Annotated in this window: 11 protein-coding genes; 9 read left to right on the forward strand and 2 right to left on the reverse strand. The window is 65.6% G+C overall.

Going from position 1 to position 17411, the window contains the following annotated elements:
- The first annotated feature begins 7 nt into the window (after positions 1-7).
- From AC5P53_RS03835 to AC5P53_RS03855, 5 genes are all read left to right on the forward strand, one after another.
- Positions 8-2737, forward strand: a complete 2730-nt coding sequence (locus AC5P53_RS03835; protein ID WP_495227124.1) for a TcfC E-set like domain-containing protein — start codon at positions 8-10, stop codon at positions 2735-2737.
- Positions 2734-3879, forward strand: coding sequence for a CblD like pilus biogenesis initiator family protein (locus tag AC5P53_RS03840; protein WP_241887074.1), 1146 nt, complete (start codon positions 2734-2736; stop codon positions 3877-3879). The genes AC5P53_RS03835 and AC5P53_RS03840 overlap by 4 nt, the downstream gene beginning before the upstream one ends.
- A gap of 18 nt (positions 3880-3897) precedes the next feature.
- Positions 3898-4605, forward strand: coding sequence for a pilus assembly protein (locus AC5P53_RS03845; RefSeq protein WP_126411314.1), 708 nt, complete (start codon positions 3898-3900; stop codon positions 4603-4605).
- Between the two features lie 62 nt (positions 4606-4667).
- Positions 4668-9605: an ESPR-type extended signal peptide-containing protein gene (locus AC5P53_RS03850; RefSeq protein WP_495227126.1), complete on the forward strand. Its 4938-nt coding sequence runs from the start codon at positions 4668-4670 to the stop codon at positions 9603-9605.
- Positions 9606-9674: 69 nt separating this feature from the next.
- Positions 9675-10421 carry a membrane protein gene (locus AC5P53_RS03855; RefSeq protein WP_014648263.1) on the forward strand — a complete coding sequence of 249 codons (747 nt, stop codon included), beginning with the start codon at positions 9675-9677 and terminating at the stop codon, positions 10419-10421.
- A gap of 357 nt (positions 10422-10778) precedes the next feature.
- Here the strand turns inward: AC5P53_RS03855 and AC5P53_RS03860 are convergent, their stop codons facing one another.
- Both AC5P53_RS03860 and AC5P53_RS03865 read right to left on the reverse strand, forming a co-directional pair.
- Entirely contained in the window at positions 10779-11423 is a 645-nt protein-coding gene (locus tag AC5P53_RS03860) for a hypothetical protein (RefSeq protein ID WP_014648262.1), read from the reverse strand.
- A 212-nt stretch (positions 11424-11635) separates the two neighbouring features.
- Positions 11636-14059: a penicillin-binding protein 1A gene (locus AC5P53_RS03865; RefSeq protein ID WP_014648261.1), complete on the reverse strand. Its 2424-nt coding sequence runs from the start codon at positions 14057-14059 to the stop codon at positions 11636-11638.
- Positions 14060-14278: 219 nt separating this feature from the next.
- Here AC5P53_RS03865 and AC5P53_RS03870 point away from each other — a divergent pair, with 219 nt between their 5' ends.
- From AC5P53_RS03870 to AC5P53_RS03885, 4 genes are read left to right on the forward strand one after another with little or no spacing between them, the layout of a single operon-like run.
- Positions 14279-15337 (forward strand): pilus assembly protein PilM, encoded by a 1059-nt coding sequence (locus tag AC5P53_RS03870; RefSeq protein ID WP_014038321.1) that lies wholly within the window; start codon positions 14279-14281, stop codon positions 15335-15337.
- The gene (locus AC5P53_RS03875) at positions 15337-16218 is read left to right on the forward strand and encodes a PilN domain-containing protein (protein WP_014648259.1); all 882 of its coding nucleotides are present in this window, start codon (positions 15337-15339) and stop codon (positions 16216-16218) included. Before AC5P53_RS03870 ends, AC5P53_RS03875 begins: the two co-directional genes overlap by 1 nt.
- Positions 16215-16871, forward strand: coding sequence for a type IV pilus inner membrane component PilO (locus AC5P53_RS03880; RefSeq protein ID WP_014648258.1), 657 nt, complete (start codon positions 16215-16217; stop codon positions 16869-16871). The genes AC5P53_RS03875 and AC5P53_RS03880 overlap by 4 nt, the downstream gene beginning before the upstream one ends.
- On the forward strand, positions 16871-17404 hold the full coding sequence (locus tag AC5P53_RS03885; protein ID WP_005418914.1) for a pilus assembly protein PilP: 534 nt from the start codon (positions 16871-16873) through the stop codon (positions 17402-17404). The genes AC5P53_RS03880 and AC5P53_RS03885 overlap by 1 nt, the downstream gene beginning before the upstream one ends.
- Positions 17405-17411 lie beyond the last annotated feature (7 nt).

Raw genomic sequence — 17411 nt, forward strand, 5'->3', positions numbered from 1 at the left:
ACCCCCCATGACCCCACATGCCCCCGCCGTTACACGGTTGGCGGTCGCGCTCGCCCTGGCACTGGCTGCTCCCTCGGTAGCGGCCCACGGCGTCCCCGCCGGCTTCGAGGATCTGGTCGAAGGCCAGACCGAACAACTCGACATCCAGCTGTTCGGCCGCTCGGCCGGGCTGTCGCCAGTACGCGTGACCCTGGAGCACGTGCAGCTGGAAGACCCCGCGCGCGTGCTGCAGGCGCTGGCCCTGCCTGCCGAAGCACAGGCTGCGTTGCTACCGGCGCTGTCGCAACCGTTGCCGCGCAACAGCCACCTGGCCTGCCGCTTTGGTGGCGCCACGGCGGGGTGCGGCTATCTGGACCCGCCCGAAGAGCCCACCGCGGCGCGCGCGCTGTACGACGAAGGCGAGGGCGCCGTGCGCCTGTTCGTGGCGCGGCAGTGGATTCCCGGTGAACCGGCGGCTGAGCGTTACCACACGGTCACGGCCAATGCCGAGAACGCCTTCCTGCACCAGCAGACACTCAACGTCAGCGGCGGCCGCGACTACCAGGCGCTGTCCGCGCGCGGCGTGGGCACGCTGGGCCTGTTTGATCGCGGCCACCTGTCCGCCGACTGGTACTACACCCAGCAGCGCTACCGCAGCCGTGGCAGCAACGACGACTTCCAGTTCGACAACGTCTATTACCGCCATGACCTGGGCCAAGCGCATTACCTGCAGGCCGGGCGCATGGACCGCCGCAACCTGTCCAGCCCGCAGGGCGGCACCTTCAGTTTCAGCATGCTGCCGCTGGACCGTTTCCAGGGCGCACGCGTGGGCACCACCCAGGCCTATGTGGACACCGACGCGGCCGTGCAGGCCACGCCGCTGACCGTGCTGCTGGCGCGCGATGCACGCGTCGACGTGTTCGACGGCGAGCGGCTGCTGCAGACCTTCTACCTGCAGGCCGGCATCAACCAGATCGACACCCGCAATTTCCCGTTCGGCAACTACCTGGTGCGCATGCGCATCTACGAAGATGGTGTACTGGTGCGCACCGAGGAGGCACCGTTCGACAAGGGCGGCAACTGGACCAACAGCCAGTGGCAGTGGTTCGTGCAGGGCGGCCGCCGCAATGAGCGCCGTAGCGACCGCTTTGATGGTGAAAGTGTGGCGATGGCCGGTGTGCGCGTGCCGCTGGGCCGCGATGCCGCCATGACTGCCGGCGCTGCCAACCTCGGCGGCCACAGCTACGGCGAGCTGCGCCTGGACCTGCGCCGCGTGCTGGCCACCCAGGAAATGCGCGCCTCGCTCAGCGGCATGCGGGGAAGCGATGGCAGCAATGGTCAGCAGCACCAGCTGTCATACCGGCGCAAGGCGTCGTGGAATCTTTACCAGCAGCGCATGCGCGGCAAGGCCTGCCAGTTCGAGGCCGATGCACGCGACCAGCTGGGCTGCACCAACTCACTCAGCGGCTCGGTATCGCTGCCGCTGGCCGGTGGCAATGTCTACGTGGGCTATACCCGTCGCCAGACCTGGCGCACCGGCTGGCATCGGCCCGGGTTCGAGCAGGACCCGTTGTTCGGGCTGGATCCCTTGCTGCCGCCCGGTCCGCTGGAACCGCGCCGCGAGCCCGTGCTCAGCCGGACCTGGCAGGCCAGCTTCAGCCGCAGCCACCGCTGGCAGGACTTCAGCGTGTCCACGCGCGTGGGGCTATGGCAGCAGCGCAGCACCGACAGCGTGCGCGGCAGCAACGAGCGTGACCGTGGCATCTACTTCAACCTCAGCCTGACCCGCCTGCAGCGCAGCCATGACAGCAGTGGCCAGCGCCGCTATGCGGTGGACGTGCGCCAGCCGCAGCATCAGCGCCCGGCCATCGACTACAGCGTGGGCCAGAGCCTGCGCCAGGACCGGGACACGCACTATCGGGAGCTGAACGCCGAACTGCGCGCCAACAACAACGATCGCTACAGCGCGTCACTGAGTGGCCAGCTGCAGAACGGCATCGGCAACACCACCGCCAGCATCGCGCACTATCAGCAGCGCGGGCGTGGCGAGACCGGCTACAGCGGCAGCCACAGCTCCGGCTTCGCACTGGGCCGTCGTGGTTTCTACTGGAGCGGTGCCAACGGCGCCGAGGCCGGCCTGGCCGTGCAGGTGGACGGTTTCGACGATGCCGACCTGCATGGCGTGGCCGCGGAATTGCAGGTGGGTGGGCTGCGCCGACAGCGTCTGCAGATCGGCGAGCGCCGGCTGCTGCCGCTGCAGGCCTATCAGTCGCAGCGCGCCGAAGTGCAGGATGCCAGCACGCTGGACAGCATCGCCGCGATCCGCGTGACCGGCGTGGGCGGTGCACGGCCGATGTTCCTCACGCCCGGCAAGCTGATGCGCATGCCAGTGCCGATCGAAGTGACCTACACCTTCATCGGCAACGCCAAGGACCTTGCGGGGGCGCCCCTGGGCGGCGCCCGCATCCTCAATGCGCCGGTGCCCGGCACCAGCGCCAACGGCAGCTTCGTTGCCGATTTCCCGCGCCGCGAAACAACGCTGTACCTGCTGCAGGACGACCGTCTGCTGCATTGCCCGTTGCAGGTGCGCGAGCGCCGCCAGGTGGTGCTGCTGGTCGGCGCCGTGCACTGCGAGCCGCTGGCCGTGGCCCAGCTGCCCCCCGAGATCCGCCAGCAGGCCCGCGTGACCCGCCTGCTGCAGGAACGCGCGTTGATCGCCGCCACGCCCCAGACCGCTGCTGCAGGAGGTGCGCCATGAGCCGGCGTTGGATGTGTGTGTTGATGCTGGTGTGTGCGCTGGTTCTGGTGATGCCACGGGCGTGGGCGCAGTGGCCGCCGGAGACGCATCCGACTGACCAGAGCCGGGACATCGTGATGAGCTGGGATCGCTCGGCGGTGCCGGGTGATGTGGAGCTGTGGGCGCCGCGGACGGTGCTGGGGTTCAGTCACGATCTGGCGTTCAAGTATGGGCAGATCCATGTGGTTTGTGGATCTGCTTCTGATAGTGAATTTGGGAAGTGCCCGACGGAAAGTGAGCCGAGCATGTCAGGGGGGACAACAGAGATTGCGTTGCGTCTCGTTGAGCTGAGGACTGGCCTGCAAACGGAGATTCGTGCGGTGGGAAGCTTGCAGCGGGCTATGTCGGGCTATCGCTGCGCTAGCGATCTCTGGGACAGTGACAAGCGCATTCTGAACGGATCATTCTGGTTCACCTGTGGCATAGGTAGCGGGGCAGATCAGCCGCTCGGAACCGGCGTCGAGATGATCTTGCCTCAACGCGAAATTTCGCGGCTCGTCGCAGGCCACTGGAAGGCCACGATGCGCCTGAACATCAAGGCCGATCCAACCGCACCACCAGTCGCCACAGCCACCTTCAACTTCGACTTCACCGTCACCGACTACGACGCGATCTCGATCTACTTCCCCGGCTTCGACGGCATCGCACCGCTGGTCAACATGGACCTGCGCTACGACCCCATCCGCAAGATGGTCGGCGGCTACAAGGAAGTGGACATGTGCCTGTACGACGGCGTGGGCTCGCAGAGCGAGTTCCTCGGCGTCACCGTGCGCGACAGCGGGCCACGGCCCCCGCCTGGGCGGGACTACGCGGTCTGGCACGGAGATGGCGGCAGTGACGACACTCAACGCCTCGACTACCAGGTCGGCCTGAAATACGGCGGAAACCTGCTGGCCATGAAACACGGCGAGGAACAGCTGCTGCGCGGCATCGACAGCGCGCAGCTGCGCCTGGTGATGCTGCCGGGCATCAATCAACCCGTGTACTGCGTGCCCACGCCGCTGGTGCTGGAAACGCCGCCTACCCCCATCGCCAGCAAGCGGCCCGGTCTTTACGACGGCGAGCTGACGGTAGAGCTGCGCGTGCCGACCGCCAAACCCTGATTCCCACGGAGCCTCATCATGAAGAAGCTGTTGTTCTGTCTGCTGCCGTTGAGCGCGCTGCTGGCGCCGCCGGTACATGCCAACCTCTCCATCCATCCAATGCGCGCGGCCGTCGATGGCAAGCGCGGTACGCAGATCCGCGTCTACTCGCACTCCACCCAGCCGCAGTACGTGCAGGCGCGCCTGCTGCGCATCTCGAATCCTGCGCAGGTTGGCGAGGAAGAGGTGGAAATGGAGGCGGCCGATGCCGCGGTCGCCATCACCCCCGGGAAGTTCGCACTGAGTGGCGGAGGCAATCGCCTGATCCGGGTGATTCCGCTACGCAGCGTGGAGAAGGAAGTGGCCTACCGCGTCTACTTCGAGGGTGTCAGGGGACCAGACGGGACTCTGCTTGAGGGTGACGAGCAGGCGGCACAGGCCAACGTCGGCGTCAGCCTGGTCTGGGGTGCGCTGGTGAACGTGCTGCCCACCAACGGCAGCGTGGATCTGCAACTGCAGGGCGACACCCTGCGCAACGTGGGGACCTTGCGGGTCGGCATCACAGGGCTGGCCGAGTGCACCGGCAGTGGTGCCTGCACGACCCACGACTTTGCCAAAAGCCTGTACCCGGACGCGGAGCTGAAGCTGCCGTTCCAGCCTCAACCGGGCAATACCGTGCAGCTGCATTACCGCCTGTCCAAGGACGGCTACCGCGAGCACGTAACCACCCTGGCGCCAAGCGCCTGATCGTTCCTGGCCCCGCGCTGTTCGCGGGGCCTCATTTTCGATGTCCTGTTAAGGGAGAGAGTATGAATCGCATCTATCGTCGTATCTGGAGTACCGCCAAGCAGTGCTGGGTGGTTGGCAGTGAGTTGAGTGCGTTGCGTGGGAAACCGCACGGTGGCGGAGCACGCTTGTCGGGAAACTGCGCTGTACTGGCTGCTTGTTTCTTCTTCCTGCCGCTGGCGCAGGCGATGGAGCCTGCGCACTGCGAGTCCGAGCAGACCGAGTGCGCCCCGGATGCTTCTGCGACGAACACGGTGCGCATGAATTCGTTGCTCAAGGCAACAGATGACCTTTCCCGTGCCGGTCTCCTGGCCGTAGGTGAGACGATCTGGGGTGACGGCATCAAGCGCAACGGCGATCACAACACTGCCTTTGGCTACCGCGCCGAGGTGACCGGCGGCTACAACACTGCGGTGGGCTCGAACGCACGCGCGCATGGTCTGGGCTCAACCGCGCTGGGCAACAACTCCTGGGGCAGCGGCGTCAACAGCGTAGCGGTGGGAAGTGGCGCGCAGGTCACCACCAATGGCGGCGTGGGTGCCATTGCCATTGGCGCAGACGCTCGTGCTGGAACGAGTGGCGTTTCCGGTGCTGTATCAATCGGCCATCAGGCGGTCGCTCGATACGATGGGGTGGCACTGGGGTACCGTGCCAATGCCTTGGCCTATAACTCGGTTGCCCTGGGAAACGGTTCCACAGCCTATGAGGACAATATCGTATCGGTCGGGAGTTCGAGCAACAAACGGAGAATCGTCAACGTTGCCCGCGGCAGTACGTCCTATGGGAGCACCGATGCTGTAACGGGCGGGCAACTGTACGAAACAAACCAGACTGTCAGCGCCATTGGAAGCGTGGCAGGCACCGCCAGTTCGAATGCCAGTGCTGCGCTGCGCGACGCCAACGCGGCCCAGTCGACCGCAGACACCGCCCTGCTCAGAGCCAACATCGTGACCGGTCTGCTCAATCAGACGTCTCCTTCCAGTAACGTCCGCATCGGCGGGAGCAATAGCGGAACAATGCTCGATGTCCGCAACAGCGCCAGCGCAAATCGCAGGATCACGGGCGTGGCAGATGCCACGCTAAGCACGACAAGCACGGATGCTGTGTCAGGCAAGCAGTTGAATGCCACCAATATCGGTGTCATCGGAGCGCGCTCCATCGCCGACTCCGCGAAGATCGATGCTGGCAACGCACTGGCGAAGGCCAACTCGCTTTGGGGCATTCTGCGCGAGACATCCACCTCGGGAGATGTCCTCCTCGGCGCATCCAACGGTGGCACCATGCTGGACATCCGAAACAGCTCCAGCGCCAATCGCACGATCACGGGCGTGGCGGATGCCAGATTGAACACGACCAGCACGGATGCGGTGTCCGGCAAGCAGTTGAATGCCACCAACACCAAGCTGGCAGATGCACAGCGCGCCGCAGACGCGGCAACCGCGCGCCTGAATGCATCCGCCCCGGCCATCGGGCTGGCGGCAGAAGCGGAGGGGAGCGGAAGCGCTGCGAGTGCAGCGATGGGGCGCTCGGCGAAGGCCTACAACACCAACAGCATCGCAGTTGGCGCAGATGCTCGCGCCGGTGTGGATGCCGATGGTGACAAGAGCGCTGCCACGGGTGCAGTTGCTCTCGGCGCTGCAACGCGCAGTGGCAACGGCGCGGTGGCGGCAGGTCTGCGTGCTTCGGCAGTGGGCGACCGCGCCGTGGCCGTGGGCAATGATGCAACGGCCGCGGCAACCCATGCCGCCGCGCTGGGTTACAAGGCAGATGCGAGCGGCAATCAGGCCGTCGCCGTTGGCCGGGAGGCCGCCGCATCGGGTTTGTATTCGACGGCGCTTGGCAATCTTGCAAAGGCGGGTGCCGAAAGTGCCATAGCGTTGGGCGACCGCGCCCTGGCATCACATACGGGAAGTGTCGCTCTGGGCAACGGCTCGCAGACCACCGGCATCAATCAGGTCTCGGTCGGCAGCTCCAGTATCAAGCGCAAGATCGTCAACCTGGCGGATGGCGCTGTCAGCAGCAGTACCGAGGCCATTACGGGCAAGCAGTTGAATGAAACCAACGGCCGCGTAGCGACTGCGCAGAATGCCGCGAATGGCGCGGAGGCCACTGCCAATGCCGCACAGGTTGATGCCACCAAGGCCTTGGCTGAATCCACCGTTCTGGGTGGGCTGGTCGGGCAGGTTTCGCCCACGGAGGCTGTCCGCCTGGGTGAGAAGAATAGCGGCACCGTGCTGGATGTGCGCAATAGCGCGAATGCGAACCGTAAGCTGACCGGCGTGGCCGATGGCGTGGTCAGCGCCAGCAGCTACGAAGCCGTCAACGGCAGGCAGCTCAATGCCACCAATGAGAAGGTGGTGGCTGTGGAAGGCGTGGCCACCTCTGCAGCTGCGGACGCGACCCTGGCAAAAGCGGATGCGGCCAAGGCGCTGGCCGAAACAGCGGTTCTGGGCGGGTTGGTGGCGCAGGTCTCCGCCTCTGGCGATGTTCGTTTGGGAGAGAAAAACAGCGGTACGACCCTGAATGTGCGTAACAGCGCCAATGCCAACCGGAAGATCAGTGGTCTGGCGGATGGATTGCTGAGCGCAAGCAGTGCTGAGGCGGTGTCCGGGAAACAACTGTATTCAACGAATTCGCGCGTCTCAGATCTTGAGGATGTCGCGCAATTTGTGAGTATCGGCTCAGCTCCCTTCAGTGAGCGCGCACAAGCCGGTGTCGCAGGTGTCGCGGTCGGAAATTCTTCCAAGACGGGACTGGATGGAGGAACCGCGGTAGGCACGTTTGCGGAGGCGATGGGGAAGAACTCCACCGCAATTGGTCGAGCGGCAGCTGTTTCTGAAGGTTCCGAGAATGGATTCGCTATGGGGGCAGGTGCACAGGTTGGCGGAGACGCTGGCAGTGCGTATGCAGGTGTGGCGATTGGTGCTAGCGCAAGCGTTGAAGGTGGTGCTCACGGCTCGCTGGCACTTGGAAATGGCTCACTAGCGGATGAAGAAGGAGTTGCGTCATTCGGAGGTGTCGGCATCCAGCGCCGTCTCGTGAATATTGCCCGAGGCACCGCCGACCACAACGCCACCACCGTTTCCCAGCTCAAGGGCTCCCTCGCCACCCTCGGCGGCGGCGCAGGCATGGATGCCAACGGCAACATCATTGCCCCTACTTATGCAGTGCAGAGTGGAACTCAGGGCACCGTTGAGGAGGCGCTGATGGCACTCGATGGCGCTGTCGTCACCGCAGGCCGTCGCGCGGAAAAGGTGGAAGGCCAGCTCAGCTCGATCTTCCAGGATTCACCTTCGGCCCGTGCCGACGGGATGAAGCAGATCGCGCTGAATGGCGTGAATGGCATGTTGCTGACCAACCTGGCTGACGGCCGAGTGGCGCCGGGAAGCCGCGATGCCGTAACCGGCAGTCAGTTGTACGCCGCAGAGCAGAAGATCTCGCAGAATCGGAACGATCTGGAGGCGATGCGTAAGGAGCGGGAGATAGGTGAGCAGGCCATGCGTGGATTGGATGCGAGCGGCCCGATCGATTTCGGCGGCGCGCGTTTGACTGGTGTGGCTGAGGCGAAGCTGTCCGCTGACAGTTCGGATGTCGTGCGTGGCAGCCAGCTCTATGAGACCAATAGCCGTGTTTCGGCCATGGAAGGCATCGGCCAGTACGTCAGTGTGGGTACCGCTCCAGGCTATGGCCCTGCTCAGGCTGGACCGGTTGGTCTTGCAATTGGGAACTTCGCTAAGACCGGCAACGATGGAGGAACTGCAGTGGGAACCCATGCGAAGGCACTGGGCAGAAATTCCATAGCCCTTGGTCGCGCTTCGGTCGTGCATGAGGATTCCGATAGTGGATTTGCACTAGGTACTGGAGCGGAGGTGGGCATTACCGGAGGTGGCGCACGAGGAGGCATTGCTATCGGCGCTGGAGCAAAAGTGGGTAAAGGAGCGGATGGTTCGCTGGCAATAGGCGAAGGCTCTCAGGCGAATGAGGCCGGAGTGGCTTCATTTGGAAGTGCAACTACTTATCGCCGTCTCGTAAACATCGCCAACGGCACCGCCAACCACAACGCCGCCACCGTCGGCCAGCTGCGCGGCGCACTCTCCGCCCTCGGCAGCGAAGTCGATGCCAATGGCAACATCGTGGGCCCCAGCTTCAACGTGCAGGGCCAGTCCCAATCCACCCTCAACGGCGCATTGGAAGCGCTCGACGGCGCCGTGGTCAGCACCACCTCGCGCGTGAACCAGGTCGAATCCCAGCTCCGCTCCGTGTTCCAGGAAACTCCCTCGGTACGCGCAGACGGTACCGCCCAGCTCACCCTGGCCGGTGCCAACGGCATGGTCATCTCCAACGTGGCCAACGGCCTGATCGCGGCCGGCAGCCGCGATGCGGTCAACGGTGGCCAGCTGCATTCGATGCAGCAGCAGATCAACGGCCGCATGGATGGGCTGGAGCAGCGCATCGACGATCAGCCGCAGGCCCGCGCCATGGCGGCAGCATCCACGCCTTCGCCGTCCACCGAAGACATCGCGCCGGCACCGGAAACCAGCGGCTCGCCGCAGATCGCCTCGACCGGTGAAGGTGACAAGCCCACGCCGCAGCCGAAGCAGGACGACACGCCCAAGCCGCAGGTCGATACCGCCGAGCTGGAAAAGATGCTGGCCCGGGCCAACGAGTACACCGATGGTGCGATCAGCAACTTCGAGCGCCGCCTGGACAAGATGGACAAGCGCTTCAACCGCATGGCGGCAATGAGCAGCGCACAGAGTGCGATGGCGATGAACACCGCTGGCCTGGCCACCTACAACCGCCTGGGTGCGGGCGTGGGCTACAGCCAAGGTGAGTCTGCGATGGCGGTGGGCTACCAGCGTGTGCTGAACGAGAAGGGTTCGGCCACCTTCAGCCTCAATGGTGCGTTCACCAACAGTGGCGAGCGCAGCATGGGCGTCGGCGTGGGCATCGGCTGGTAAGCCGTGCAGCCCCGGCGTGGTGCGCGTAATGAACCCCGCCGCGCCGGGGTCCTTGCCGAGGAGATGGCAATGTATCGATGGGTAAGCCGATTCATCAGCTACCGCACGTTCTATCTGTGGCGGGCGCGTTTTTACTACTACACCCGCAATCTGGATCGCTGGGTGCAGTTCACCTTGTTGTGCCTGGTGGGCATGGTGCTGGTGCTCTGGTACCACTGGCGGGTGGCGAGCGTGCCGCCACCGCGCGTGCATCCGGAGGCCGCCGCGCTGCGCGTGGAGAACATCACCCAGGAGGCGATCCATCGCATCGTGCTGGTGCGGCATGGTGGCCCGACACCGGGCGAGCCGTTCACCACGCCGGAAGACGTCCGCGCGGGAACGCTGCGCACCCTGCGGGTGCGACAACTGCTGGACAGTGAGAGGGTGTGGCAGCTGAAAGCCCACATGCTGGCCGACATGGCGGCGTACATCGAAGCCACGGGCAGCTGCTTCCCCTTCCCATGCTGGCAGGTGAGCCACCGGCTGGAGCTCATGCGTGCGGCGGAGGCGGAGAACGCGGCCATCAACCGGGGGCTGGAGCCGGTGCTGGAGGTGCCGTTGGACAGGATGCCCAACCTCAACGGCGGTGAGCGCGCGCGGATACAGACGGCGTGGTCGGACCCGTTCGGCGATGTCTACAACCAGACTTGGTTGCTGGGCGATCTGCAGAACATGCACGCGCGGATGATGATGGCGTACCCGCAGCGGGTGGGAGCACCGTGGCTGATGCGCCTGCTTGGCGATGAGCCGGAGGAGCAGCACCATGATGTCTGGTAGGTCAGCGCGCCTTCTGTAGAGCCGAGCCATGCTCGGCTGCTCTTGGGCCAGGTGTCCGGATGCCTGATGCACAGTGCGGACCAACGGTCCGCACCCACCAGAAGAAGGAAGCAGGCAGCGCGCCTTCTGTAGAGCCGAGCCATGCTCGGCTGCTCTTGGGCCAGGTGTCCGCATGCCTGATGCATCGTGCGGACCAACGGTCCGCACCTACCAGAAGAAGGAAGCAGGCAGCGCGCCTTCTGTAGAGCCGAGCCATGCTCTGCTGCTCTTGGACCAGGTGTCCGGATGCCTGATGCATCGTGCGGACCGACGGTCCGCACCCGCCAAGGCCGGAACCATCCAAGGTCGGCGCAACCGTCACCCCCCGATATACGCGGTGATCTCCGCCTCGGCCAGCAGCTGCCGCAACTGTGCGACAGACGCGCGTCGCATCGGCTTCTCATCCACCGGCGACAAGGGCGCCTGGCGCAGGGCGTCATACGGCAGCACGGCCAGGTCGAAGGTCAGCTCTTCGGCGCTGAACACCCACACCGGCACGTCCAGGCTCCGTTCGCGGTCCATCCGCAGTCGGCGCGTCCGCGACTCGGCGGGAATGCCGTGCTCGTCCAGGAAGCGGTGCACGGCTTCCGGGTCGTCACTGTGCAGGTGCAGCTGTACGGGGCTGTTGGCATCGGCGGTGCCCTCCAGCACCGGGCCGGCCAGGCGCGGTGCGAAGCCGTGCAGGAACTCCAGCGCACGCAACGCGGCTTCGCGGCGGCGCTGCAGTTCGTTGCCGTGCTGGGGGCCGGAGAACAGCCGCTGGTACTCGCGCAGGGCGTCTTCGATCTCGGTGTTGCGGGGCAGGGAGGCATCGTCGTGGATGCCGAGCCGGCTGGCGGCCTTCAACTTGGCCTGGTGGTAGTCGCGGATGCCGCCTTCGGCCATCAGGCGGGCGGCTTCGTGGGCGAGGCGATGGCGCCGCTCGCGGGTCTGGCTGGCAGCATGCTGACGGGCGCGATGCATGCGATGACTCCTGTTGCGACCTGGCTACAGACTAGCGCAAGGATGTGACATCCGCGTGGGTATTTCATGGAGGCGAGCAAGCGGGTGTCGTTGATCCTGTAGAGCCGAGCCCATGCTCGGCTGCTCTACCGCAGGCGCCCGGAGCCGAGCATGGGCTCGGCTCTACAGCCGCATGGGTGCCAACTCACCGTTGGCACCCACCAGAACCTTCCTCAGAAGATATCGAACGCGGCGGCGTCGGCCTGCGGCGTATTGAGGTTCAGGTCGTAGTCGGTCAGGCGGTCCATGTCTTCCACCTTCACCCACTCGGTCGCGCCGTTGAGGGTGGCCTGGACCATGCCGCTGGGCGGGTCGTTCTGCGCGATCGGGGTGTCCTTCAGCGCGGTGCGCATGTAGTCGATCCAGATCGGCAGGGCGGCCTTGCCACCGTATTCGCGGTAGCCCAGCGAGCGGAAGTCGTCGCGGCCCACCCACACGGTGGTCACGTACGGGCCACCGAAGCCGGAGAACCAGGCGTCGCGGTGGTCGTTGGTGGAGCCGGTCTTGCCGCCCACGTCCTCGCGGCCGAGCACCTTGGCCTGGACGCCGGTACCGCGCTGGACCACGTCGCGCATCATCGATACCAGCTGGTAGGCGGTGCGGGCGTCGATCGCGCGCGGGGCGGTGCGGGCATCCGGGTTGGCCGGTGCCGCCGGGGTTTCGACCTTGGCTTCGGCCTTGGCTGCGGCGGCCGGGTCCACCTTCGGGGCCGGAGCGCCGAAGTTGAAGCCGTCCACCACCTGGTTGACCGGCTGGTCACTGCTGCCGGCGCAGTCGCGGCAGGCCAGCGCCGGGTTTTCCTTGAACACCAGGTTGCCGTCGCGGTCATTGACCTGGTCGATCAGCCAGGTGTCCACGCGCGAGCCGCCGTTGGCGAACACGGCGTAGCCACGCGCCACCGACAGCGGGGTCAGCGAGGCGGTGCCCAGCGACATCGACAGGTTCGGCGGCAGCTCCGATTCGGCAAAGCCAAACTCGCTGATGTACTTGCGTGCGTAGTCCACGCCCATGCCATCGAGCAGGCGCACCGACACCAGGTTGCGTGACTGCACCAGCGCTTCGCGCAGACGCATCGGGCCGCGGAAGCCGCCGCCGTCGTTCTGCGGGGCCCAGGTCTTGCCGCGGCGATCGCGGAACACGACCGGGGCGTCGAGCACGATCGAGGCCGGGTTGTAGCCCTTGTCGAAGGCAGCTGCGTAGACGAACGGCTTGAAGCTCGAACCCGGCTGGCGGCGGGCCTGGGTGGCGCGGTTGAACTTGTTGCCGGAGAAGCTGAAGCCACCCACCAGCGCCTTCAGCGCGCCGCTGTGGGCATCCAGCGAGACCAGCGCGGACTGGCCGCGCGGGATCTGGTCCAGCAGCCACTCGCCCTCCTTGGCCCCGGCGCGCACGCGCACGATGTCACCGCGCTGCACCAGCTTGCCCGGGGTCTTGTTGGTCCACTTGGCGGCGCCGGCCGGCAGCACGATCTCGCTGCGGTTGGCCAGAACCACGGTGGCGCTGCCGTCGGCGCCGGTGCTGGCGACGATCGCCGGCAGCAGGCCGGCCTGGCCGTACATGCCGCGCAGGTGCTCGGCCAGGGCGGCGGCGTCTTCGCCGGCACCCACCTGCACCTGTTTCTCCACGCCGTGCCAGCCGTGGCGGTGGTCGTACAGCAGCAGGCCGTCGCGCACCGACTGGTTCGCGGCGGTCTGCAGGGTGGAGTCGATGGTGGTGGTGACGTGATAGCCCTTGTTGACCACGTCGCCGCCGAAGCGGGCGATCATCTCCTGGCGTACCAGCTCGGCCACGTACGGAGCATCGACCTGCACCGGCGGCTCATGCGCGGTGGCGTGCATCGGCACGGCCTTGGCCGCGTCGGCCTCGGCCTGGCTGACGAATTTCAGGTCGGCCATGCGCTGCAGCACGTAGTTGTCGCGGCGCTGGCGGGCACGCTCCGGGTTGGAGATCGGGTTGCCCGACGAGGGGAACTTGGGGATGCCGGCCAGCGAGGCCATCTCATCCAGGTCCAGCTCGTTCAGTTTCTTGCCGTAATAGAACTCGGCGGCAGCGGCCACGCCGTAGGCGCGGTTGCCGAAGAAACTCTTGTTCAGGTACAGCTCGAAGATCTCGTCCTTGCTCAGCTCGGACTCGATCTTGCGCGCCAGCAGGATCTCGGCCAGCTTGCGGGTGTAGCTGTACTCGGAGCTGAGGAAGAACTGGCGGGCCACCTGCTGGGTGATGGTGGAGCCACCCGGCACGCGCTTGTCGCTGGTGGTGGCCAGCAGCCAGACCGCCCGGCCGATGCCCATGTAGTCCACGCCGCCGTGCTCGTAGAAGCGGGCGTCCTCGGTCGCCAGGAAGGCCTGCTTCAGCTTCTCCGGCACGTCCTTCATGGTGATCGGGGTCCGCCGGGTCTCGCCGAACACCGCCATCAGCTTGCCATCGGCAGCATAGACGTACATCGGCTCCTGCATTTCCACGTCGCGCAGGGTCTGCACGTCGGGAAGCTTGGAGGAAACGGCGTAGTACAGACCGCCCACGGCGGCCGCGCCGATCAGCGCCAGGACCAGGACAATCAAGAAGATCCAGCGCAGCCAGCGGCGGAGTCGAGTCATCGGGTTCAGATTCCGATTGCGAATTTCGTGGTCGCAGAGTATAGATTACGCAAGGTGCCGGCTGGGGTCGGCACCGGGGAGCGCAAGGGGAACAGTCAGGGGCTGCATGGTGAATCCGTGAAGGAATTCACAGCAGGGCCGTTGCCATTTGCTAAGAATACGTTATTAATGCTTGGGCGCAGGTCTTGCGTCCAAGTGCCCGTCGGCAGGGGAGAAACCGTGGGGCTCATCCCAAAAAGTCAGTCGCCGCTCGTAGGCGTCGACATCAGTTCGACTGCGGTAAAGCTTTTGCAGCTGTCCCGCAGCGGCAATCGTTTCCGCGTGGAACATTACGCTGTGGAACCTCTGCCGCCCAATGCGGTGGTGGAGAAGAACATCGTTGAAGTGGAGGCCGTGGGTGAGGCCATCCGTCGGGCGATGAACCGTTCAGGCAGCAAGGCCAAATTGGCCGCTGCCGCCGTCGCGGGGTCGGCAGTGATCACCAAGGTGATCCCGATGCCGGCCGATCTCGACGAAAACGACATGGAAGCCCAGATCGAGCTGGAAGCGGTCAACTACATTCCGTATCCGATCGAGGAAGTGAACCTGGACTTCGAGGTGATCGGGTCGATCCCGAACAACCCGGAGATGGTCCAGGTGCTGCTGGCCGCGTCGCGTTCGGAGAATGTCGAGCTGCGCCAGTCCGCGCTGGAACTCGGTGGCCTGCAGGCCAAGGTGATGGACGTGGAGGCCTTCGCGGTCGAGAACGCCTACGCCCTGGTCGCCAGCGAGCTGCCGGTATCCATCGACGGCGTGGTCGCGCTGGTCGACATCGGCGCCACAATGACCACCCTCAATGTCCTGCGCGGCGGCCGCAGCCTCTACAGCCGCGAGCAGGTGTTCGGTGGCAAGCAGCTGACCGATGAGATCATGCGCCGCTACGGGCTGAGCTACGAGGAAGCCGGGCTGGCCAAGCGCCAGGGCGGCCTGCCGGAAAGCTACGAGATGGAAGTGCTGGAGCCGTTCAAGGAAGCCACGGTCCAGCAGATCAGCCGCCTGCTGCAGTTTTTCTACGCAGGCAGCGAATTCAACCGCGTCGATCACATCGTGCTGGCCGGCGGCTGCGCCGTGCTCGGTGGCCTGCCGGAGATGGTCGAGGAACAGCTGGGCGTGCCGACCGTGGTCGCCAACCCGCTGGCGCAGATGACCCTGGGGCCGAAGGTGAACGCGCATGCGTTGGCCCAGGATGCCCCCGCGCTGATGATCGCGACCGGTCTGGCGCTGAGGAGCTTTGACTGATGGCACGCATCAATCTATTGCCCTGGCGCGCCGAGCGGCGCAAGCAACGCCAGCGCGAGTTCTACGCAATGCTGGGCATGGCCGCCGTCGGTGGCCTGCTGCTGTCGCTGATGATCTGGTTCTACTACGACCGTCAGGTGAGCGGCCAGATGGACCGCAATGCCTATCTGGAAGCCGAGATCGAGAAGGTCAAGGAACAGAACAAGGAGATCGACCGCCTCGACGCGCAGAAGGAACGCCTGCTGGCGCGCAAGAAGGTGATCGAGGAGCTGCAGGCCAAGCGCTCGCAGATGGTCCACCTGTTCGACGCGCTGGTGCGCACCATCCCCGACGGCGTGGTGCTGACCGCGCTGAAGCAGGAAGGGGATGTACTGACGCTGGAAGGCCGCACCCAGTCCAACGCCCGCGTTTCGGCCTACATGCGCAACCTGGAGACCTCCGGCTGGATGACCAACCCGGAGCTGTCGATCATCGAAGCGCGTGACCCGGAGAAGGACAAGGACGGCAAGGCCGGCCCGCTGGCCGACATCAAGGCGCTGCCCTACGTGTTCGTGGTCAAGGTGAAACTGCCGGCACAGAGCGAAGAGGTGTCGGCGACGCCGGGCCTGAACGCCGATGGCTCGGTGGCGACGGCTGCGCCGGCACCGGTGGCTCCGTTGGCCGCAGGTCCGGATGCCGCAACGCCTGCGGCGCCGGCGGCGGGCCAGCCGGCAGCAGCTCCCGCCGCACCGGCCACTGCACCGGCCACGCCGGCCAAGCCGAACCAACCGGCCGCTCCGGCCGCCGCGCCGGCCCCGGCACCTGCCCCGAAGCCTGAGGGCAGCCGCCTGGCGCAGCCGCCGCAGGCCTTCAATGCGCTGCTGCAGGGGGACCGCGCATGAGCCAGAAGATCGACATCAAGAACCTGGATTTCAACGACATCGGCAACTGGCCGCAGAAGGCCAAGATCGTCTTCTGCTCGTTGCTGGCGCTGGTCATCATGTTCGTGGCGTGGATGCTGCTGATCAGCGGCAAGCGCGAAGAACTGGCCGGCCTGGAATCGAAGGAAGTCGAGCTGCGCACCGAGTTCACCAAGCAGCAGGAACGCGCGGTGAACCTGGGGCCGCTGAAGCAGCAGCTGGCGCAGATGGAGCAGGTGCTGCAGCAGATGCTGCGGCAGCTGCCGAGCAAGACCGAAATGCCCGACCTGATCATCGACATCTCGCAGACCGCGCTGTCCAGCGGCCTGACCAACGAGCTGTTCGAGCCGGAGCAGGAGCAGATCAAGGAGTTCTACGCCGAGAAGCCGATCAAGCTGCGCATGGTGGGCAGTTACCACCAGTTCGGCGCGTTCGTCAGTGGCGTGGCCTCGCTGCCGCGGGTGGTGATCCTGACCATGCATGACATCAACCTCAAGCCCAAGGAAAAGACCGGCGGCAACGTCCGCAGCGGTGCACTGGAACTGTCCGGTACGGTCAAGACCTACCGCTACCTGGACGAGACCGAGGTGCAGGCGCAGCAGGCGTCCGACGCTGGCAAGGAGGGCAAGAAGTGATGCGCGCGCAGACCGTACGTGGTGCGATGGTGCTGGCTGTGCTGCTGCTGGCTGGTTGCGGCCGTGGCGTGACCAGCACGCCCGGCGACGCACCGAACCTTGAGAAGTGGGTGGAAGGCGAGCGCGCGCGACCGGCGCAACCGCTGGAGCCGCTGCCGGTGATGCAGCAGTTCGAGACCTTTGAATACTCCGCGCAGGGCATGCGCGATCCGTTCACCGATGCCTGGACCAATCCGCAGCAGGGGAACGGCGGATTGCGACCGGACCCGAACCGGCGCAAGGAGCCGTTGGAAGGCTTCCCGCTGGATGCGCTGGACATGGTCGGCACCATCGGTACCGGCGCAGGTACCGTGGCGCTGGTGATGGGGCCGGACAAGGTCACCTACCGGGTTCGCCCGGGCGGTTACCTGGGGCAGAGCGACGGGCGGGTCACGGCGGTCTTCGAAGACCGCGTGGAGCTGATCGAACTGGTGCCGGATGGCGCGGGTGGCTGGCTGGAACGGCCGGCAACGCTCTCGCTTGAAGATCAATGATCGTTTA

It is taken from the genome of Stenotrophomonas sp. YJH_SMC_82 (genome assembly GCF_059368875.1).

What these genes read in the sequence shown, in the direction of transcription:
- AC5P53_RS03835 (WP_495227124.1), top strand. Translation starts at nt 8, where the DNA reads ATGACCCCACATGCCCCCGCCGTTACACGGTTGGCGGTCGCGCTCGCC.
- AC5P53_RS03840 (WP_241887074.1), top strand. Translation starts at nt 2,734, where the DNA reads ATGAGCCGGCGTTGGATGTGTGTGTTGATGCTGGTGTGTGCGCTGGTT.
- AC5P53_RS03845 (WP_126411314.1), top strand. Translation starts at nt 3,898, where the DNA reads ATGAAGAAGCTGTTGTTCTGTCTGCTGCCGTTGAGCGCGCTGCTGGCG.
- AC5P53_RS03850 (WP_495227126.1), top strand. Translation starts at nt 4,668, where the DNA reads ATGAATCGCATCTATCGTCGTATCTGGAGTACCGCCAAGCAGTGCTGG.
- AC5P53_RS03855 (WP_014648263.1), top strand. Translation starts at nt 9,675, where the DNA reads ATGTATCGATGGGTAAGCCGATTCATCAGCTACCGCACGTTCTATCTG.
- AC5P53_RS03860 (WP_014648262.1), bottom strand. Translation starts at nt 11,423, where the DNA reads ATGCATCGCGCCCGTCAGCATGCTGCCAGCCAGACCCGCGAGCGGCGC.
- AC5P53_RS03865 (WP_014648261.1), bottom strand. Translation starts at nt 14,059, where the DNA reads ATGACTCGACTCCGCCGCTGGCTGCGCTGGATCTTCTTGATTGTCCTG.
- AC5P53_RS03875 (WP_014648259.1), top strand. Translation starts at nt 15,337, where the DNA reads ATGGCACGCATCAATCTATTGCCCTGGCGCGCCGAGCGGCGCAAGCAA.
- AC5P53_RS03880 (WP_014648258.1), top strand. Translation starts at nt 16,215, where the DNA reads ATGAGCCAGAAGATCGACATCAAGAACCTGGATTTCAACGACATCGGC.
- AC5P53_RS03885 (WP_005418914.1), top strand. Translation starts at nt 16,871, where the DNA reads ATGCGCGCGCAGACCGTACGTGGTGCGATGGTGCTGGCTGTGCTGCTG.